This window comes from Pantoea sp. B566, from assembly GCF_024793925.1.
Lineage (GTDB): Bacteria > Pseudomonadota > Gammaproteobacteria > Enterobacterales > Enterobacteriaceae > Pantoea > Pantoea ananatis.
Genome location: NZ_JANUQL010000003.1, coordinates 1148112 through 1165687 on the forward strand (window position 1 = coordinate 1148112; position 17576 = coordinate 1165687).

General features: G+C 44.0%; 10 protein-coding genes and 2 pseudogenes. 5 read left to right on the forward strand and 7 right to left on the reverse strand.

Annotated features, from left to right (window positions below):
• Positions 1-524: 524 nt before the first annotated feature.
• From NYE92_RS07050 to NYE92_RS07070, 5 genes are all read left to right on the forward strand, one after another.
• A complete protein-coding gene (locus NYE92_RS07050) occupies positions 525-6047 on the forward strand; it encodes a DUF3320 domain-containing protein (RefSeq protein WP_259018779.1) in 5523 nt (1840 codons plus the stop codon).
• A 74-nt stretch (positions 6048-6121) separates the two neighbouring features.
• Positions 6122-6667: a hypothetical protein gene (locus NYE92_RS07055; protein ID WP_089528693.1), complete on the forward strand. Its 546-nt coding sequence runs from the start codon at positions 6122-6124 to the stop codon at positions 6665-6667.
• 434 nt (positions 6668-7101) lie between these two features.
• Positions 7102-7488: a hypothetical protein gene (locus NYE92_RS07060; RefSeq protein WP_116219785.1), complete on the forward strand. Its 387-nt coding sequence runs from the start codon at positions 7102-7104 to the stop codon at positions 7486-7488.
• A complete protein-coding gene (locus tag NYE92_RS07065) occupies positions 7457-8698 on the forward strand; it encodes a relaxase/mobilization nuclease domain-containing protein (protein ID WP_246874091.1) in 1242 nt (413 codons plus the stop codon). The genes NYE92_RS07060 and NYE92_RS07065 overlap by 32 nt, the downstream gene beginning before the upstream one ends.
• Positions 8699-8920: 222 nt before the next feature.
• Complete coding sequence (locus NYE92_RS07070; RefSeq protein WP_158151133.1) at positions 8921-9562, forward strand: DUF4755 domain-containing protein; 642 nt, start codon at positions 8921-8923, stop codon at positions 9560-9562.
• A 164-nt stretch (positions 9563-9726) separates the two neighbouring features.
• On the opposite strand, the pseudogene NYE92_RS07075 reads toward NYE92_RS07070, so the two are convergent.
• From NYE92_RS07075 to NYE92_RS07105, 7 genes and pseudogenes are all read right to left on the reverse strand, one after another.
• Positions 9727-10931, reverse strand: a pseudogene (locus NYE92_RS07075) (IS3 family transposase).
• A gap of 172 nt (positions 10932-11103) precedes the next feature.
• A pseudogene (locus NYE92_RS07080) lies at positions 11104-11361 on the reverse strand (transposase); the annotation flags it as partial.
• A gap of 145 nt (positions 11362-11506) precedes the next feature.
• On the reverse strand, positions 11507-12421 hold the full coding sequence (accD, locus tag NYE92_RS07085; RefSeq protein WP_116219623.1) for an acetyl-CoA carboxylase, carboxyltransferase subunit beta: 915 nt from the start codon (positions 12419-12421) through the stop codon (positions 11507-11509).
• A 284-nt stretch (positions 12422-12705) separates the two neighbouring features.
• The gene (locus tag NYE92_RS07090; RefSeq protein ID WP_147301580.1) at positions 12706-13587 is read right to left on the reverse strand and encodes a hypothetical protein; all 882 of its coding nucleotides are present in this window, start codon (positions 13585-13587) and stop codon (positions 12706-12708) included.
• A gap of 169 nt (positions 13588-13756) precedes the next feature.
• On the reverse strand, positions 13757-14476 hold the full coding sequence (locus tag NYE92_RS07095; protein WP_158151130.1) for a 4'-phosphopantetheinyl transferase: 720 nt from the start codon (positions 14474-14476) through the stop codon (positions 13757-13759).
• A gap of 79 nt (positions 14477-14555) precedes the next feature.
• Entirely contained in the window at positions 14556-15764 is a 1209-nt protein-coding gene (locus NYE92_RS07100) for an MFS transporter (RefSeq protein ID WP_116219620.1), read from the reverse strand.
• 71 nt (positions 15765-15835) lie between these two features.
• Positions 15836-17560, reverse strand: coding sequence for an AMP-binding protein (locus tag NYE92_RS07105; RefSeq protein ID WP_116219619.1), 1725 nt, complete (start codon positions 17558-17560; stop codon positions 15836-15838).
• Positions 17561-17576 lie beyond the last annotated feature (16 nt).

Sequence of the window (17576 nt, forward strand, 5' to 3'; positions counted from 1 at the left end):
ACATTACTGGAGTCATACGTAACTCGCTTCAAGCACTATTAACAGTATTTAAAAGTCGCCTCTCGAAATTCTGTAATAAAATTAGATACTTGTGAAGATTAACTTTAGTTATATCTGGAAACCAGTTCCTGGTATCCACTTAAAGCATTCAATAAATTACCTAATAATATATCTGTACCAACATTAGGGATAAAATTTTATAATCCTAACTAAAGCTTTTTCACAACTTTATGCTGTGTGGGTATAAATTACCTGTAACTTGACTACCTATTTTCTGACCTTTAAAGCACCAAAGCATCAATCTTACTTATGTCAAACTCCTTTAACCTTAGCTACGACTTGTACGGTATTTTTTAAGTGAATGATTTTTAAGAGTTAAAAAATACAACTCAATATTAATTAGAAAATTCTTAATTTTTATATCAAAACACTCTAATATGTATAGAAAAATTTTAGTTACTTAGCTATAAAGTGATAATGCACTGATAAGCAAGGTAAAATCCTCAATTCAAAGGTTATGCGTAATGGACGAAATCGAAGGCTCACTTTACAAAAACTCAAATCTGTCACTCAGTCAGAAACTTGAAAAGTCGCGAGCAGAGTTACTCGATCTAACAGCTAGAAATCGTTTACTTAACATACCAAAATCAAAGACTACAAAATTTTTGGAAGTAGTTAATGAAAGATCTGACATTTTGTTCAAGATGCTTTTTGAAGAAGGCAAGCCGTTTACTTTTCTTCATGGTCGAGAAGATAAAAAGACAGATGAAAACAATGAGAACAGTGAGACAGACTCAGAGTCCGAAGATATTATTTTCTTAGATGACTCCGAAACCAACCACAATGATACAAAACTCCAGACCAAGCTCACGCCAAAAACATTACAAAAAAAGCTATTAGATTTATATTATGACTCAAAAACCCTTGAAGAAGAACAAGGCGTAAATATCCTGTTTCTGTCTCTAGGATCGCTTAAATGGATAGATCCTAATAATAAAGCAAACATACGCCATGCCCCTATTTTATTATTACCAGTTGAATTAATGCGAGCTAAAGCAGGAGAACGCTTTAAAATTAAAGCTAGGGATGAGGACATTGTTAGCAACCTGTCACTTGAAACATTCCTCAGCCGTGTTCACCAAATAACCCTACCTCCCCTGAGTATCGATGAGGATTTTTCTTTAACGAATTATTTCGCAGAGATAAAACAAGCTATATCATTGAAAGAAGGTTGGGAAGTATTAGAAAATGAAGTCAATCTAGGTCTGTTTTCCTATGCAAAATTTATGATGTATACAGATTTAGATCCTGATAACTGGCCTTCTGATTCAAAAATCACAGATCAGGAATCAATAAAATGTCTTTTAGAAACAGGCTTCTCTGGTGGAGAGTTAATCTCTGACGACATTGTAATTGACTCTGTTATTCCTCCCCGAGAAATGCTTCATATTTTGGACAGTGATAGCTCACAGACTCTTGCCATTCACGAAGTACGTAATGGTAAAAGCTTGGTTATTCAGGGTCCCCCAGGGACTGGTAAATCTCAAACAATCGCTAACATCATAGCTTCAGCAGTCGCAGACGGTAAAAAAGTATTGTTTGTAGCTGAAAAGATGGCGGCCCTTGAAGTAGTTAAGCGCAGACTTGATCAGGCGGGTGTTGGAGATGCTTGTTTAGAGCTACATAGCAATAAAACCAACAAAAGAGCATTCCTTGAAGAACTGAAGCGAGTCTGGGAACTTGGTTCACCTCGAGGAGAATTCCCAGATACATTAGTCAATAATCTCACAGAAAGCCGAGATATCCTCAACAATCACCCCGCAAGGATTCATAAAACGTACATGCCATCAGGCTTAACGCCATATAAGGTTATGGCGCAACTGGTACGTCTCAGACAATCAGGTTTTGACCCTAACGATTATAAGCTAAGCGGGTATAAATCATGGAGTAGCGACGATTTCTCCAAAAGACATGCACTTATTGATGAATTAATTGAGAGGATAAGTGATATTGGCATTCCTGATTCGCACCCATGGAATGGTATCGATAGAACTGAGATACTTCCTAGTGAAGTTGAAAGACTCACTGCCTCATTAACGAACCTGAAGTCTGAACTTTCAGATTCTATTGAAGAGTCTATCAATCTTTCTAAACTTACCAATGAAGCCTATCATATAGGCTCATTAAAAGAGTTACATGAATTCATTCTAATAGCTGAATTAATTAACTCAGCGCCTAATTTATCACCTGAATCATTAAGTTCGCCATTATGGGCCACTTCTAAAGATGAGACAAAGACGTTAATTGAAACTGGATTCTCATTTAAAGAGCTCTACAGCAAGCTTGAAAAAGAATTACATGCAGATAAATTCAACACCGAGGTCGCCAGCCTTTCAGAAGATTATCGTAAATTACCTGTAGATGTTAATATTAATGCTTTTACTACTGCCTATAGACTGAAGACACTTACACCTAGAATCTTAAAAGAGTCTTCAAGATTGCAGCAGGAGTTGGGTTCTAAAATCGGATTCTCGAATTTAAGTGAGATTGAAAGTCTAATTGAGCTGGGTGAAAGTATTACTCAAGCTCCAAATGTGAGTCCAGAAGCATTCATTGCCACAGTCTGGGAAGGTGGTATTGAAAAAGCGGCAAGTCTGGTTGCAGATATTAAACAACTTAGTATTTATAAAGAAAAAATCAATCTCATCTTTGTTGAAAAGGCGTGGGAAACAGATGTAGAAAGCACACGAAACAGCCTTGAAAACAACACTGGCGTTTTTAAATTCCTTAATAGCGAATGGCGAAAGTCGAAAAAGCTTACCCTTTCATTGATAAATGATAAAGGTTTGACGATCCCTCAGCAGGTTGAGTACCTCGATCTGTTGATAAAAGCACAGAAATTAAGAAAATCCATCATTGATTTGAATGAGTTCGGACAGTCTGCATTTGGTTCAGACTGGCGAGGAGAGAATAGCGATAGTGAATTGCTGAAATCACTTGTCGAATGGATGCGTACCTTACGTGGTATCAACTCTGAAGCCCGAATAATTGCAAGTCGCCTCTCCAACAAAGACGCCTTAGCATATCAAGTGAGTCAGCTTAAAAAACTCACCCATGAAGTTTTAGATGAAAGTCGTATTCTTTGGGATTCATTGGGAGCCACGCCAGAAGAGTATTTTGATAACTATTATTCCGTTAAAAGCATTCCACTGGAATCACTCCTTGTAAAGTCTGATATGCTAAGCACTATGGACTCCGCGTATAAAAATGTTTTCGTCAAAAATGAATCCTCTATTTCTGAACGTATTGAATTGTTGAGTTTGTTATCAAGCGCCCAGCAAAAAATGAATATCATTCATACTTTCGATAATTTGGCTCAATCAACCATGTATCCATTATGGTTGAAAGAAAACAGTGACTGGGATCTGTTACTTCAATCTCATTCCTGGATTGAATCAAATGACGACTTAAGAATCTTAGCGTCTAAAATAGATGACAGACAGGGTTTAGTTCATAAATCAAGAAGTTTGAGTGAGTCTATTCAAGCGCAGTTTGCCAAACTCACATCAGTGATTACTTCTCTTAAATCTTCCTATGAATCAATTTTAAAAAATGAAAATGTTCATGAAATACCATTTAATCTAGTCTATGACAAGATTACTCTTTGGATAGATAATTCTGAACAACTTTCAAAATGGGTTGCCTGGCAAAACCGTGTAGAGCTGGCGAAAACATTTGGTATTTATCCATTAATCTCCGATTTGAGTAGTGGAGTTCTTTCCTCCGAACGTTTACTAGGTACTTTTGACAGGACTTATTTCGACTCAATTCTGTCTTTAATGGTCGAAGATGAGCCAGAACTGGCTCGTTTTGATGGTGATTTGCATTCAAGAAGAGTAGCAAGCTTCGCTGAGATGGATCTGCGAAGAATTAAAGCTTCGAGTTTTGAAGTCGTAAGAGCTCACCACAGAGCAATTCCCTCTAAAGTTGGCGTAGGCCCTGTGGGTGTACTGCGGGGTGAGATGGCACGCAAACGCGGTCATATGGCGATTCGACAGCTCATGACAAAAGCTGGTGCAGCTATTCAGGCCTTAAAGCCAGTTATGATGATGAGCCCTCTTTCAGTTGCCCAGTTTTTAGTGCCAGGTAAGCAGTCGTTTGATTTACTGGTAATGGATGAAGCCAGTCAGATCCAACCTGTAGATGCATTAGGCGCTATTGCACGAAGTAAGCAGATGGTCGTTGTAGGAGACGAACGTCAGTTACCTCCAACTTCTTTCTTCGCCAAAATGACAGGTTCCGCAGATGAGCAGGATGATGACGAGTCAGCACAAGTGGCGGACATTGAGAGCATACTTGGACTTTTTGTTGCCAGAGGGTTGCCTCAAAAAATGCTTCGCTGGCATTACAGAAGTCGTCACCAGTCATTGATTGCTGTGTCGAATAGCCAGTTTTATGAAAACAAGCTTTTTATAGTTCCCAGCCCCTATACACAAGAAGCAGGTATGGGCCTACGTTTCCATAAAGTTGAAGATGGCGTATTCGAATCTGGAAGCAACGCAAACGAAGCAAAACGCGTAGCAACAGCAATTCTTGAACATGCAAGAAGCCACCCTCATCTATCTTTAGGTGTTGCTACCTTTTCTGTTACCCAGAGAAAGCGCATTCAGGACGAGCTTGAAGTGCTTCGCAGGCTGAACCCTGAGTTCGAGGATTTTTTCTATGCGCACCCAAGTGAACCGTTTTTTGTTAAAAACCTCGAGAATATCCAAGGCGACGAGCGAGACGTTATTATCATTTCTGTTGGATATGCCAGAAATCAACAAAACTTCATGGCAATGAAATTCGGGCCTCTTGGTTCAGAGGGTGGTGAAAGACGTTTGAACGTTCTTATTAGTCGAGCCAAGAGACGTTGCGAAGTTTATGCATCGATCACTGACGAAGATATAGTTCTTGAAAGAGCTAAAGGCAGAGGTGTATTTGCTTTTAAACTTTTCCTGCAGTATGCAAGAACAGGACGCCTGTCAGTTGCAGAACAAAGTGGCCGTTCAATGGACAGTGTGTTCGAAGAACAGGTTGCAAATGCTCTGCAAAAAGAAGGCTTCCAGGTCCACCCTCAAGTTGGCATTGCAGGCTTCTTTATTGATTTAGCCATTGCCGACCCTGATATGCCGGGCCGCTACCTTATCGGGATTGAGTGCGATGGTATGACTTACCACTCTTCCCGATCTTCGAGAGAAAGAGATCGTCTGCGTCAGGCAGTGCTTGAGGATCATGGTTGGATCATTCACAGGATTTGGAGCACGGATTGGTTTCAACGCCCCGAAGAGCAACTACAGAAAACTCTCTCTGCTATTCAGGCGGCTAAGAAAGAGCTCGAAAATCGTTCTGAAACTTCTCTATCTCGGTCAAGAGCTGTACCTGTCGAGATAGTGACAGTAGAAAGAGAGACTGTCACAGAGATTGGTCTAGAGACAATTGAAGGCAGTTTCAATGAAGCTGTGCCATATGTTGAGGCGGTTCCTGACGTTGACACAAGATTCCCGATTCATGAGACACCAGTTGGCGTGCTCGCCAAGATAGTTGAGCAAATTGTTCTTGTTGAAGCTCCAATACATGTGAATGAAGTAATCACTCGTATCAGGTCTGCATGGGGACTACAACGTGCAGGAGCTCGTATTGAGGCTTGTGTTAATAATGCTATAAGCCTCGCTATTAAGAACACTAGAACTTATTCCAATGGTGATTTTTTGTTAATAAAAGAAGGAGAATTGTTGATTAGAGATCGCCAATTTGTTACCTCTCAAACGCTGCGAAAACCCGAATATATTTCGCTCGAAGAAATTTCCACTGGGATAACAAAGACTATATCTCATGGTTTCGGCGCTACTAATGACGAGATCATAATTGCCATTTCAAAAATGTTGGGTTATAAGTCAACAAGCTCAATATTAAAAAATAGAATCACACTTTCAATCGAAGCCCTTAAGAAAAATGGGATTATTCACTGTAATGACAACTTAATTATAATTACAACCAACAACTGAAAATAAATTAAATATAATGACATCTTAAACTAAGATGTCATTTGAAATTCAGATATCATTAAGGAATTAAAACAATGAAAACTAACAAAAAATTGAGTCATTACGTTGCTAAAGACTTATTAAAATTTTTACTAACATTATTCATTGCATTTTCATTGGTTTATCTCATCTTAAGTTTATACCTATCTCCGCAAGTTAAGTCAGGAGTGCGCGAGTGTAAATTAGAAGGAACACCAGCAATCTCTATATGCATTTTAGTAACTTCAGTTATGATTGGAGCATGGTTTTACTGGAAGGGAAAGTCCGTTAAGGCACTAAATGACCTTTTATTATTCTTATCGGCTGCAATCGCAAGTTATTATTATTTTTTTGATTTTAATAAATATGAAACCATCAAAGAACATAGTTTTTTATGTTCCAACATAGGTTATCTATGCTGGCAACTTTTATTAGTGAATTGTTCTTTTGCTAAAGCATGGATCTCATTAATTGAGTTTTTCCAAGAAAGAGCTTTACTTTTCAAAAGTAATGACAGTGTAAACATTCAGACTGATAAAGAACTATTTTTCTATAATATTGCGATTTCCATTATTAAAAAAATTAGCAGAAAAAATAATTAATTTGTAGAATAAAAACATAAATAGTAGAGCGCACATTATGACATCCACAACACCTATAGCATAATGTGCTGCATTAAATAATACTACCCAATAATTAGCTTCATCAGTAATTGTTGAGATCCAAAAGCCTCCCCATGAAAAAACATGTATAAAAACCAAGCTTATTATGAGCCATCCATTTCCTTTAATATAATCACGCATTAGACATCTCTCTTTCATCATTTTATATACATCTATCATCTTTATTTACATTGTCAATTGATACTAAATGTTTTTTTAAGCAAGGGCTAACTCAGCGAAGCTGAGTAGCCTTGCTTTTTCTGCCCTTCGGTTGAAAAAGGGAAGTCAAAACCTACATCGTTGACATAATTCATCTATCGGTTATAAATAGAACAGGCATAAGGAATATGCTTATTTTTAGAAATGGAGATTATATGAAAGATATATACCGCCCTCCCCTTGCAGAAAATCTACGTATTCATTGCGTCAGCGTCAGACTCAATAACTCAGAGCTAAATATTTTGGATCAAGAGCGTAAGCAACACGCTAAGGGCGAGTGGCTTCGCATGTGCCTTTTAAATACCCAACCTCCTGTCGTTCCAGAGATCAACAGAGCGGCATGGAAAATATTTGGCGAGATAAATCACAGGCTCAATGAGATTGTTAACCACCTTAACGCAAAGCAGTCATGTAACCCTCTTACAAAGACTGAACTGTTCGCCGTAAAGCGGCAAATTAGTGAGCTTCGTTCTCGCCTCCTTACCGCTGATCTATGGAGTATCCCCTCTAATGAAGGGCATGCAGAAGATCAAGCGAGGTAAGAGCTTCGCAGGAGTTGTTCTATATGCGTTGAAGCCAGGAAAGCACCATAAAACCGATCCGGTTGTTATCGGCAGGAACATGTTGGGCGATTCGGCAACAGATCTGATTGCTGAATTCTGCGCTTCTGCTTCACTTCGCTCTGACGTTGCCAAACCGGTTTGGCACAACTCGCTTCGCCTACCTATTGGTGAATCACTCACGACAAAACAATGGGTGTCATTTGCTGACGACTACATGAATCGCATGGGGTTCAGTGAGACGCACCTACGCTGCTATATAATACATGACGATGAGGCCGGCCAACACATTCATATCATTGCGAGCAGAGTGGATCTTATTGGAGGGAAGCTTTACCTGGGCAGGAATGAAAATCTAATCAGCACGCGAGTAATTCAGGAGCTTGAGATAGCGCATGAACTGACTAAAACAAAAGGTCCCTCGCCTTCACATAGCCCTTCCCTATCCAGTAAGCGTAAAAGGCTATCACGAAATGAGGAACAGAAGGAGAAGCGTGAAGGTCAGCCAACGCCCAAGACGTTCTTACAGAACACTATCGACGAGATCCTTACCAATGCCAATGATATCTCGGGCTTCGTTGAAGCGCTTGCTGAGAACGGTATAGCGACAATACCCAACATTTCCTCCACGGACCGCATGAATGGTTTCTCATTCGAATACTCCGGGATCGCCTTCAAAGCTTCCCAACTGGGAAAGTCTTACTCATGGGCCAACCTGCAAAAGAAGCTTCTCTACGAACCCGAACGTGACAATCCTCTGCTCTTAACTTTGAAAGCTTCGGCTATGGGAGGTGATGAGACGAGTGATTCAGTTATAGAAGCTGCTAAGGTAGCTATTACACCGTCATTACCAGCTGCTTTGGAATTCGAAGGTACGCCTCCTCCTGTGTATGAACATAGAGCTAGAGCGTCAGAGACAACTGAAGCGCAGACACTGCTCGACATGACGCGTAAGCCAAGCGAGCAAACCAGAATCGCTGACTTCTTCATGACAAGGGTATTGAGCTGGCTACTGAGCATTCCTTACCTGGCCACTTTCATAGACCTGCTCAAAAAGGCAGGTAAGACGTTTCTCCACCAAAAATCCTCATTTGCGACAATTCATACAGTCCTCTTAGCTGAGCCTGAGTTATCTGAGCCATTAGCCAGCAGCGAAATACTGACTGAACGCGCAGCAGTGCCCTTTCGATAAACTCCTGCCTCAACAAAATTTTCAAGCCTAAGTCCTTATTTGAGCAAATAATTGATCGTTTTTACAGATCGATAAACTATATATGATAGTTATAAACTATCAAAATAAGATCATCGATCGGTACAAGTGATTTGCTTAAGTTTTGAACTCGTTCAAAAATGCGTCGTAAAAGCAGTTACCAATCAGCTAGTTATGAATCACATAACGTTAAAGGTATATAAAATGGATACAGCGGCTTTGAATGGTCAGAAAGTACGTAAACCTTCGTTCTTTCGTTCTATCAGGTTATGGATTGTTGTACTGGTGATTGTGTGGATACTGACTGATTCAAATCCAAAAGACACTGCAGGGTTCCTGTTCATGTGGACATTACCTGCCTTCTTCTTACTCCTTACGGCATATGTGTCATACACACATAAAAGGGCAAACGCCTCCACAGTCGACCTGCTGAACGTCAATGACAATGGATTGTGGAGCCATCAATTCCAGGGCAGCAAAATGACGATTGATACGAATCGTGAGTTGCTAACTCTCGAGGCTGGTAAGCGTAAAAAGGCTTACAAGTTCAGTGAAGTCAAAGGCTGGAGATACCACCTGGCTAATGGAGGGGAAATCGTAGCTCTTGATTTAGTCGGTATGGCAGGAGCTAAAGGTCAAAACAACCTAACCCGCCTTAAAAACTTCGAGAACTCAGGGTTCTTCATTGAAGTCAAAGACATCGAAATCCCAGAGTGGCAAATCAAATTTCACCCACGGAAAGGTCGGTTCCACCATGAACGAGGGATCCGGGATACAGAAATGCAGTTGAAGCAATGGTGCGAAATTTTCGACCAGACACTCAACAAATCCACAGAAACACACTGACCAACAAGTTCAAATAAGGGATTAAGAAATGAATAAACTTTCAACAGTAGCAGTCCTGTCCTTGGCGGTTTTACTTACAGGCTACGATAGCGAACCCTCGTCTTCTGAGATCCAAAAGGCTATGCAGGATGGATTTGACCCTATATATCCAGACGTTTTTGCTCTTATGATTGTGATAACTTCCTGCGTATATATTCCCGTGGTGAGCGATGTCCCAGTGCACTATGCGGATGATGTTCGTTGTAATGGCTGAACGCCACCGCCAGATTCATCACCGCAGCCTGGCTGTCCGGTTTCGGCATGATGCTGATGTAATCCCGCTTTATCGTCTTCACGAAGCTCTCTGCTATGCCGTTGCTCTCCGGACTACGCACTCTTGTCGTGCAGGGTTCCAGGCCCAGCATCCGGGCGAACGCCCGCGTTTCATGTGCCCTGTAGTCCGAACCATTGTCCGTCAGCCATTCCAGTGGCTCTGTTGGCAACTGCCTTCCGAAGCGTTTTTCTACCGCACCCAGCATGACATCCTGCACGGTTTCTTTGTCATAGCCACCTGTGCCTGCGGCCCAGTCGATGATCTCCCGGTCACAACAATCCTGCGCGAAGGTTACCCGCAACTTTTCGCCATTATCGCAGCGGAACTCAAAGCCGTCTGAACACCAGCGTCGGTTGCTCTGAGCCACTGCCACGCGTCCTTTACGGGCACGCTTCCGGTGGTTATCCGCAGGTTTTCGCTCAAGAAGCAGATGGTGAGTACTCATAATGCGGTACACCCGTTTTGCATTAACTACAGGCTGCCCGTCACGCTCAGATTCTCGTCGCAACAGTGCCCATACCCGTCGATAACCGTACGTGGGCAGGCTGGCCACAGCCGTATTTATCCGGGACAACACCGCGTTATCGTCAAAACGGGGTTGTTGCCGGTGATCCTGCCAGTCAGACAACCGGCGAACCCTGATACTCAGCTGCGCACGCGACACGCCAATACTTCGGCAGACGTCGGTTATTCGTCGTCCCCGGGCAACAAGGGCGCATGCGCAATCCATTTTTTTGCCCGACCGAACTTCACGGCCTCTTTAAGTATTTCAGCTTCCATCGTCTTTTTGCCCAGAAGGCGCTGTAGTTCACGGATTTGCTTATTAGCGGCAGCAAGTTCAGAAGCAGGCACAACTTCTTCACCTGAAGCCACGGCAGTTAGCGAGCCGTCTTCGTATTGCCTGCGCCATTTGAAAATCTGGTTGGCATTGATGCCATGCAGGCGGGCGACATGAGACACGGTCATACCGGGTTACATTGTCTGCTGAATAATGGCTATTTTTTCCGACGGTGTACGGCGGCGACGCCGCTCAGGTCCTGATAACACTTCAACCATCTTATTATTCTGACTGGTGTTAAACATAGGTCTAAGACTACCTCTTATTTTAAGAGAGGCGAAGTGTCTGGTGATCTATGGGGCTAATCTACCGCAGGGCAAAGCATATTTGCCTTTCGCTGGCTCCGTAGCGTGCCTGCAGATCCCGGACCCAGTCGCGCCAGCGTTAGTTTTTTGGCAACACATCCTGCAGCATGGCCCTGTCGAGGCTCAGATCGGCACCCCGCTTTTTCAGCCTGAGATTCTCTTCCTCAGGCTGCTGCATGTGCTTGAGTTCAGATGGGGAAATCACACCGTATTGCTTGCGCCACGTATGGAACGTGGCATCGGAGATACTCAGCTTGCGACAGACCTCCAGTACTGATGTACCCAGTTCAGCCTGCCTGAGGGCAAAGACAATCTGTTCTTCAGTGAATCGTGACTTTTTCATCGGCTCAACCTCCGCTCGGGGGGAGTATTAGTCATGCCAGAATTCTGTTTCTGAATGGAGCAGGATGTTGAATCAGGGTCACTAATCAGAACGGAGCATTGCAATAAAAAAAAGGGCAGTGCCTGATGGCCCTGCCCTCGAATTATCATGCATTAAGTTCCTGATCAGGTGACGTCGGTGCTACAACGTCTTCGTGCGGCATATCTGGATTAGGCGCAGGAAGATTCAGCAGCTTGGCCAGGATGCTGGCAAGTTTAAAGCGCATTTCAGGACGGCGAACAATCATGTCGATGGCGCCTTTCTCAATCAAAAATTCGCTGCGCTGGAACCCCGGCGGTAATTTTTCACGCACGGTCTGTTCAATAACGCGAGGCCCGGCGAAGCCGATGAGCGCTTTCGGTTCGGCGATGTTGAGGTCGCCGAGCATCCCAAGACTTGCAGAAACCCCGCCAAGGGTTGGGTTAGTCAACACCGAGATATAGGGTAGCCCCCGCTCCTGCATCTTCGCCAGCGCCGCAGAGGTTTTCGCCATCTGCATTAGCGACAGCAGCGATTCCTGCATACGCGCACCGCCGGATGCGGTAAAGCATACCAGCGGGCAGTTTTTTTCCAACGCTTTATCGACAGCCAGAACGAAACGCGCACCAACCACAGAGCCCATCGAGCCAGCCATAAAGGAGAATTCAAATACCGCCCCGACCACTGGCATGCCGAACAGCGTGCCTTCCATCACCACCAACGCATCTTTCTCGTCGGTTTCTTTCTGCGCTGAACTCAGGCGATCTTTGTACTTTTTGGCGTCACGAAACTTTAGCACGTCTTTCGGCTCAATCTCGCCCCCCAGCTCCACTGCCGTTCCTTTGTCCAAGAAACTATGCAGACGAGCGCGTGCTCCGATACGCATATGATGATCGCACTTAGGGCAAACCGTCAGGTTACGCTCCAGTTCTGCGCGATACAGAACCTGACCACAGCTGTCGCACTTGGTCCATATCCCTTCCGGGATATTAGTCTTGCGGGTGGAGATAATGTTGCTCTTAATTCGTTCAATCCAACTCATTGATGACCTTTTTCCTGAACCTAGTCGATGTATGTTTTGCCATGAGCGGCATACAGTGCTTCTATCCGCTTTGAGACTATGAAATGTTGCACATTAAAACATATGAGACAGAAACTAAAACATAAGAGAAAGAAACATGGGACAAAAAAGTGGTCCGATCTCTCCCGGTCCGCTACCTGACTCTGCTCGTGGAACCATTCTGGCCTGTCTGGCTACTGCTGCTCCAACCTCCAGGACAGAGGGTAAAACAGATGACCCATTCAGTTGGAATAATGGTAACGCACTTATACCTCAAATATCTCTTCCTCTCTTCTGAAGACACTCTTCCTCACCGCAGTTCGTGGCCGGTAGCGAATAAGATTGGATTCATCGTAAGCGATGAGGCAACCGGGCGAGGCCATCATTTCATCCGCAATCTCATCCAGATATTGCAGCAACTCTGCGCTGAGATGGTCCGACTGATACGGGGTCAGAACATAATCATAAACCGATAATAAAAGATTGTTCATCATTGCCAGGTCATTCACAAATATCCGAGCCACCTCTTCTATTACCTGTTTTCTTCCTTGCCTGTCATTAATACCACGGTACATAGTGAAATCCAGCTCACCTTTTCTTAGATAATACCATACCTGGTGAATAGGTTGAGACAGCGTGTTATCTACATTACAAAAATTCACACTTACCGAAATCTGATTGTGATCCAGTACTTCCTGGTTCATTGAGGGATCACCCAATAACCAGGCTTCCTTGTCCTCACACCAATATTCAATCAGAATTTGCTCTGGGTAAATATCCTGACTGAAGTAGGTACAATAGGCGTACCGTAATCTGGAAGGGATTTTTTTGTACCTCATCATGTCAAGCGCCACGATGGCCAGGGTCAAACAGTGCCCGACGAGCTTATTTTCAAAGGGGATTGGATTAATAATGGATGTCACACCAGCATCAGACAATCTGTCCAGTATGATTTCAGGCTGAGTGATATCAATGTCGTTGTACCTTTCAGGGCTAATTTTATATTTATTAATCCCTTTATAATGCTCTACTATATTCCTTGCCACCTTAAATATTTCACTCACAGAGCTGGAAATATGCTGGTAGTAATCATCATGTTTTGTTGGCCTGCGTTCAGTATACAACGCCTTAATATCTTCAGAATTCAAAATCATTTCCTTTTCTCTCTGTTTTTACAATGACTTTCTCTAACGTCATGCTTAACATTCATAAAAGAAACACTTCCCGTGTCAGATAAAAAATCAGATCGTCTGTAAAGTCATTCAGATATAACGAAAGGATCGGTCAAAGGGGCCTGTCCGGTCGGGAAACGCCAGGTCAAAGGGCTGGCGGGGTGCATTCAGCAATCACTGTAACAACGGTATGATCAAAAAACCTGAACCATCCAGTAAAATGAGAACCCGCACTATACTCTCCACTCCACGCGCAGGTGAGCTCAATCTGAAACTGTGCCGATTCTTCACATATCCACGTCAGCCTTGCGGAACTGAAATTCTGAAACAGCAACGTGTGGGGGAAAAGCGCTTTATATAACGCTTCTTTAGCTGAAAAAATCAGAGTGACCAGTTGCGGATGCGTAAGAGTGCTCCCCCCCAGGATAACGTCATTCCATTCGGCTTCAGACACGATGGCACGTGTTAATCTGGTACATTGATCGGCCGTGAATATTGTTTCTGTATCAATGCCCACAGCCTGGTAGTGCTCCTGATGACAGACAGCCGACACCGCTAATGCCCGCGTGTGAGAAATGGACCCACGGTAACCGGAAGGCCACTGAGGAAGTCGATGCTTCCCGATGGGAAGAGCGAGTGTTTTGCAGCCAAGGAACTGGAGCGCACGTCTGGCAGCTAGGCGACCGGCAAAGTACTCGGCCTTTCTTTTTTTCACTGCTCCGGTTAGCAGCGCCGGGCATTCCACATCAAAATCATGGAAGAGTGACTGCTCGAAATACCTGAGTTCGAAGGCATTGAACCAAAGCACCATATGCCTGAACTGCGGAAGCACCACCCTTTTACTGAGGCTTAAAAATGGAAGCATGTGTCAATTTCCTGAGCAATAAATCACCTGCATTGAGCAAACCCGACCCGTACCAATATGTCAGGTTTGCCCTGTTGGCTTATGGCGTGGCCGTTGACAGCTTTTGATGCTTGAGTAGTTGCTTTAAGACCAGTGGCTGCACGAGCGTAAGGGCTAACGCACAGGCGGCCAATATCTCAAGGTTGAGCAGCTTTTGTTGCTCTTCTACCAAGATACATGACGAGAGGATGGCAGCTAAGCCACTAAATACATGCTGGCAGATGCTTTGAAGAGACATAAAAGCTGCTCGTGTGCTGGGGGCTGGAACGGTGGTATTGACTGTGGCGGCAACGATGGTTCGCGTTGCCGTCAACGCAGTGAATGCCGTAAAAACAATTACCGTGGGTAAGACAGAAGAATGCATAAATCCGTCGAAAATCACCGCAAAAATTCCGATGGCAAGCCCAATCGCCACGGTAAGCGGCCCTATTTTGTCAACCATGCGACCACATATTTGTAGCGTAATCACACTGACTCCTCCCCCGATCAGGTAATACAGACTTAAATCGTCGCGGGCGACACCAGCGTTGAGTTGCATCCAAACGGCCAGATTTGGTAACAAAAGGAAGGTACTTAATACGGCCAGGCCCAGCGATGAAATTGCCAGCACAACCCGCCGATTAGAAATTAATGCCCGTAGAGACACATCAGGTGGCACGAACGCCGTTTCCTGAAGATGCCCTTTCAGGCCTGGCAGTAATACAAACACCATCACGGCCACAAGCATTCCTGAAACACCGACAACATGAAAAGGCATTGACCAGTCATACATAGTTGCCAGCTTGAGGCCCAAAGGCACGCCAGCAATCGCAGCAATAGAAAAAGCCCCCATCACAGTAGCCATGGCGCGCCCACGACGCTCTGCAGGGACACAGTCCGTTAAAATGGCCAGAGAGATAGCGACTAATGGGCCAGCAAAAAAACCGGCAAGAATGCGTGCAAACATCAGGCTGTTCATATTCCAGGTATGCGCGCATATCAGGGTAGCTGCTGACAATCCAGTCAACATGACTAACAGCACCCGTTTACGATCGAACCTGTCAATATACTTCGCCACCAGCAGTGAAGAGACAGCAGCAGCTAAGGTGTATGCCCCCCCAAGATAACCCATATTTGCTGCCGACATATGTAACGCACCTGCAAGATCGGCTCCGAGAGGCATAACGATCATAAAATCTACAGCATTAATAAATTGAATAAGTGCCATCAACCAGATGACTTTTTTCTCATGCATGAGAGAGTCCTTCATGTACGTCTCCACTTTTCAGACTTACTAACCGCTGGAATGCGCCACTAAGTTTGAAAATACTTAGATTAAAATTATATGCACTCAAGTTCATTTATCAGCTTATCGAAACATGGCCGTTCAAAGATTTCATGCAGCTGTAAATTGGGGTATAACTCAAGCATATCGAGGTGCAGAGAGATGGCCTGCATTGACGTTAACCCCAGTTCAAAGAAGTTGTCATCTTTTGACATCCGGGTGATGTCTATATACTGACCCAGGATTTTACCCGCAGGATGGGATGCCAGAGCGGAGGGTTCGCCCACTGACGAGGAGCCACTGGCTGTGGGCACCTGACTCAAAAGAGTGCGGCTCATCTCTTCAAGCCTGTTCCCGTCGACTTTACCGCTCAGCGTGTAAGGTAAGGCCGGAATAGTGAAAATATGATGAGGTATCAAATAGTAATTTAACTTTGACTGAAGAAATGCCCTTATTGCTGCCTCAGTCACCTCCGTACACTCCACCCAGCCTATCAGTTTTGAGGAATCAGATAGATCGTCATGAAGGCAAATGACCGCAGAACCTGAGACGCCCGCTATTGCTTCAAAGGTATCCGTTATTTCCGTTGGTTCAACCCGATACCCATTGATTTTGATAAACCCACCTTCTCTGTGAAGAAAATTGACGATACCTTCGTTATCCACATAACCAATATCATTGGTGTCATACATCCGTTGATTGACACCCCTTATACACAATTCTGTGAATTTACTCGCCGTCAACTCAGGGTTATTAAAGTACCCCATTGCCAGGCCATCCCCGGAAATATAAATACGCCCCGGCTCACCCTGTGCGCACTCTTGCTGATGCTCGTTCAATATCAGGATCTCGGTGTTACGTATTGCTTGACCAATACGCGTATCCCCTGCTTGTCGAATGACATGCGCACCCGACCAGACGGTGGTTTCTGTGGGTCCATACACATTGCACAGCCAGTCACTGCGTGCAAACAACGCTGAAGACAGCTGTGGAGACAGCGCCTCGCCACCCACTAATACTTTTTGGAAGTGCCACCCCTGCTCGAGATAACCTAACAACCCTTTAAACAATGAAGGCGTGGCCTGGTACACGGAAGGTGACCAACGTATGACTTGTGCTGCAATCTGTTGTGGCGAGTAGATCTCTTGATCTGTCAGCAAGATTAAGGTTCCCCCACTCACCAGAGGGACTGAGTATTCCAGGAAGAAAATATCAAAGGCAATCGACGTTGAAGATAACCATGTTTGCCCGGGCTTGAATGCTAATAAATGGCAAAAGTACTCAATGAGGTTAGCACACCCAATATGGCTGACCATCACCGCTTTGGGCGCACCGGTTGAGCCAGACGTATATATTCGATAGGCCTCTTGTGAGGCGTGTATAAGGTTTTTGTATTCGAAAGGGGCACTGGTATTTAACAGACCAATGACGTCTATTGTTTTTTGGCACTCAGTTATCTTCACGTTACTGATATACAGGTAACGCGCTTGAGAGAGGATATGTTCAATTTTATTGTATGTGGTTCTGGGGTCTACAGGAATATAAGGCATTCCAAGGTAATGGCACGCTAATATCGTGACGATTAGAGATTCATCTCTCCGTAAACACAGTACCACGCCCTCGACGTCGTCATCGATTTCAGACTGGATACCGGCAGCAACTCGCTTTGCCTGATATTGAAGTTGAGAGTACGTGATTGAACGATGACCAGATATGAGTGCGATATTCGCGGGGAATAATGCCGCAATAGATTCAAACTTTTCGATAAATGTAGAATTCATACTTTTTCGTCTAATG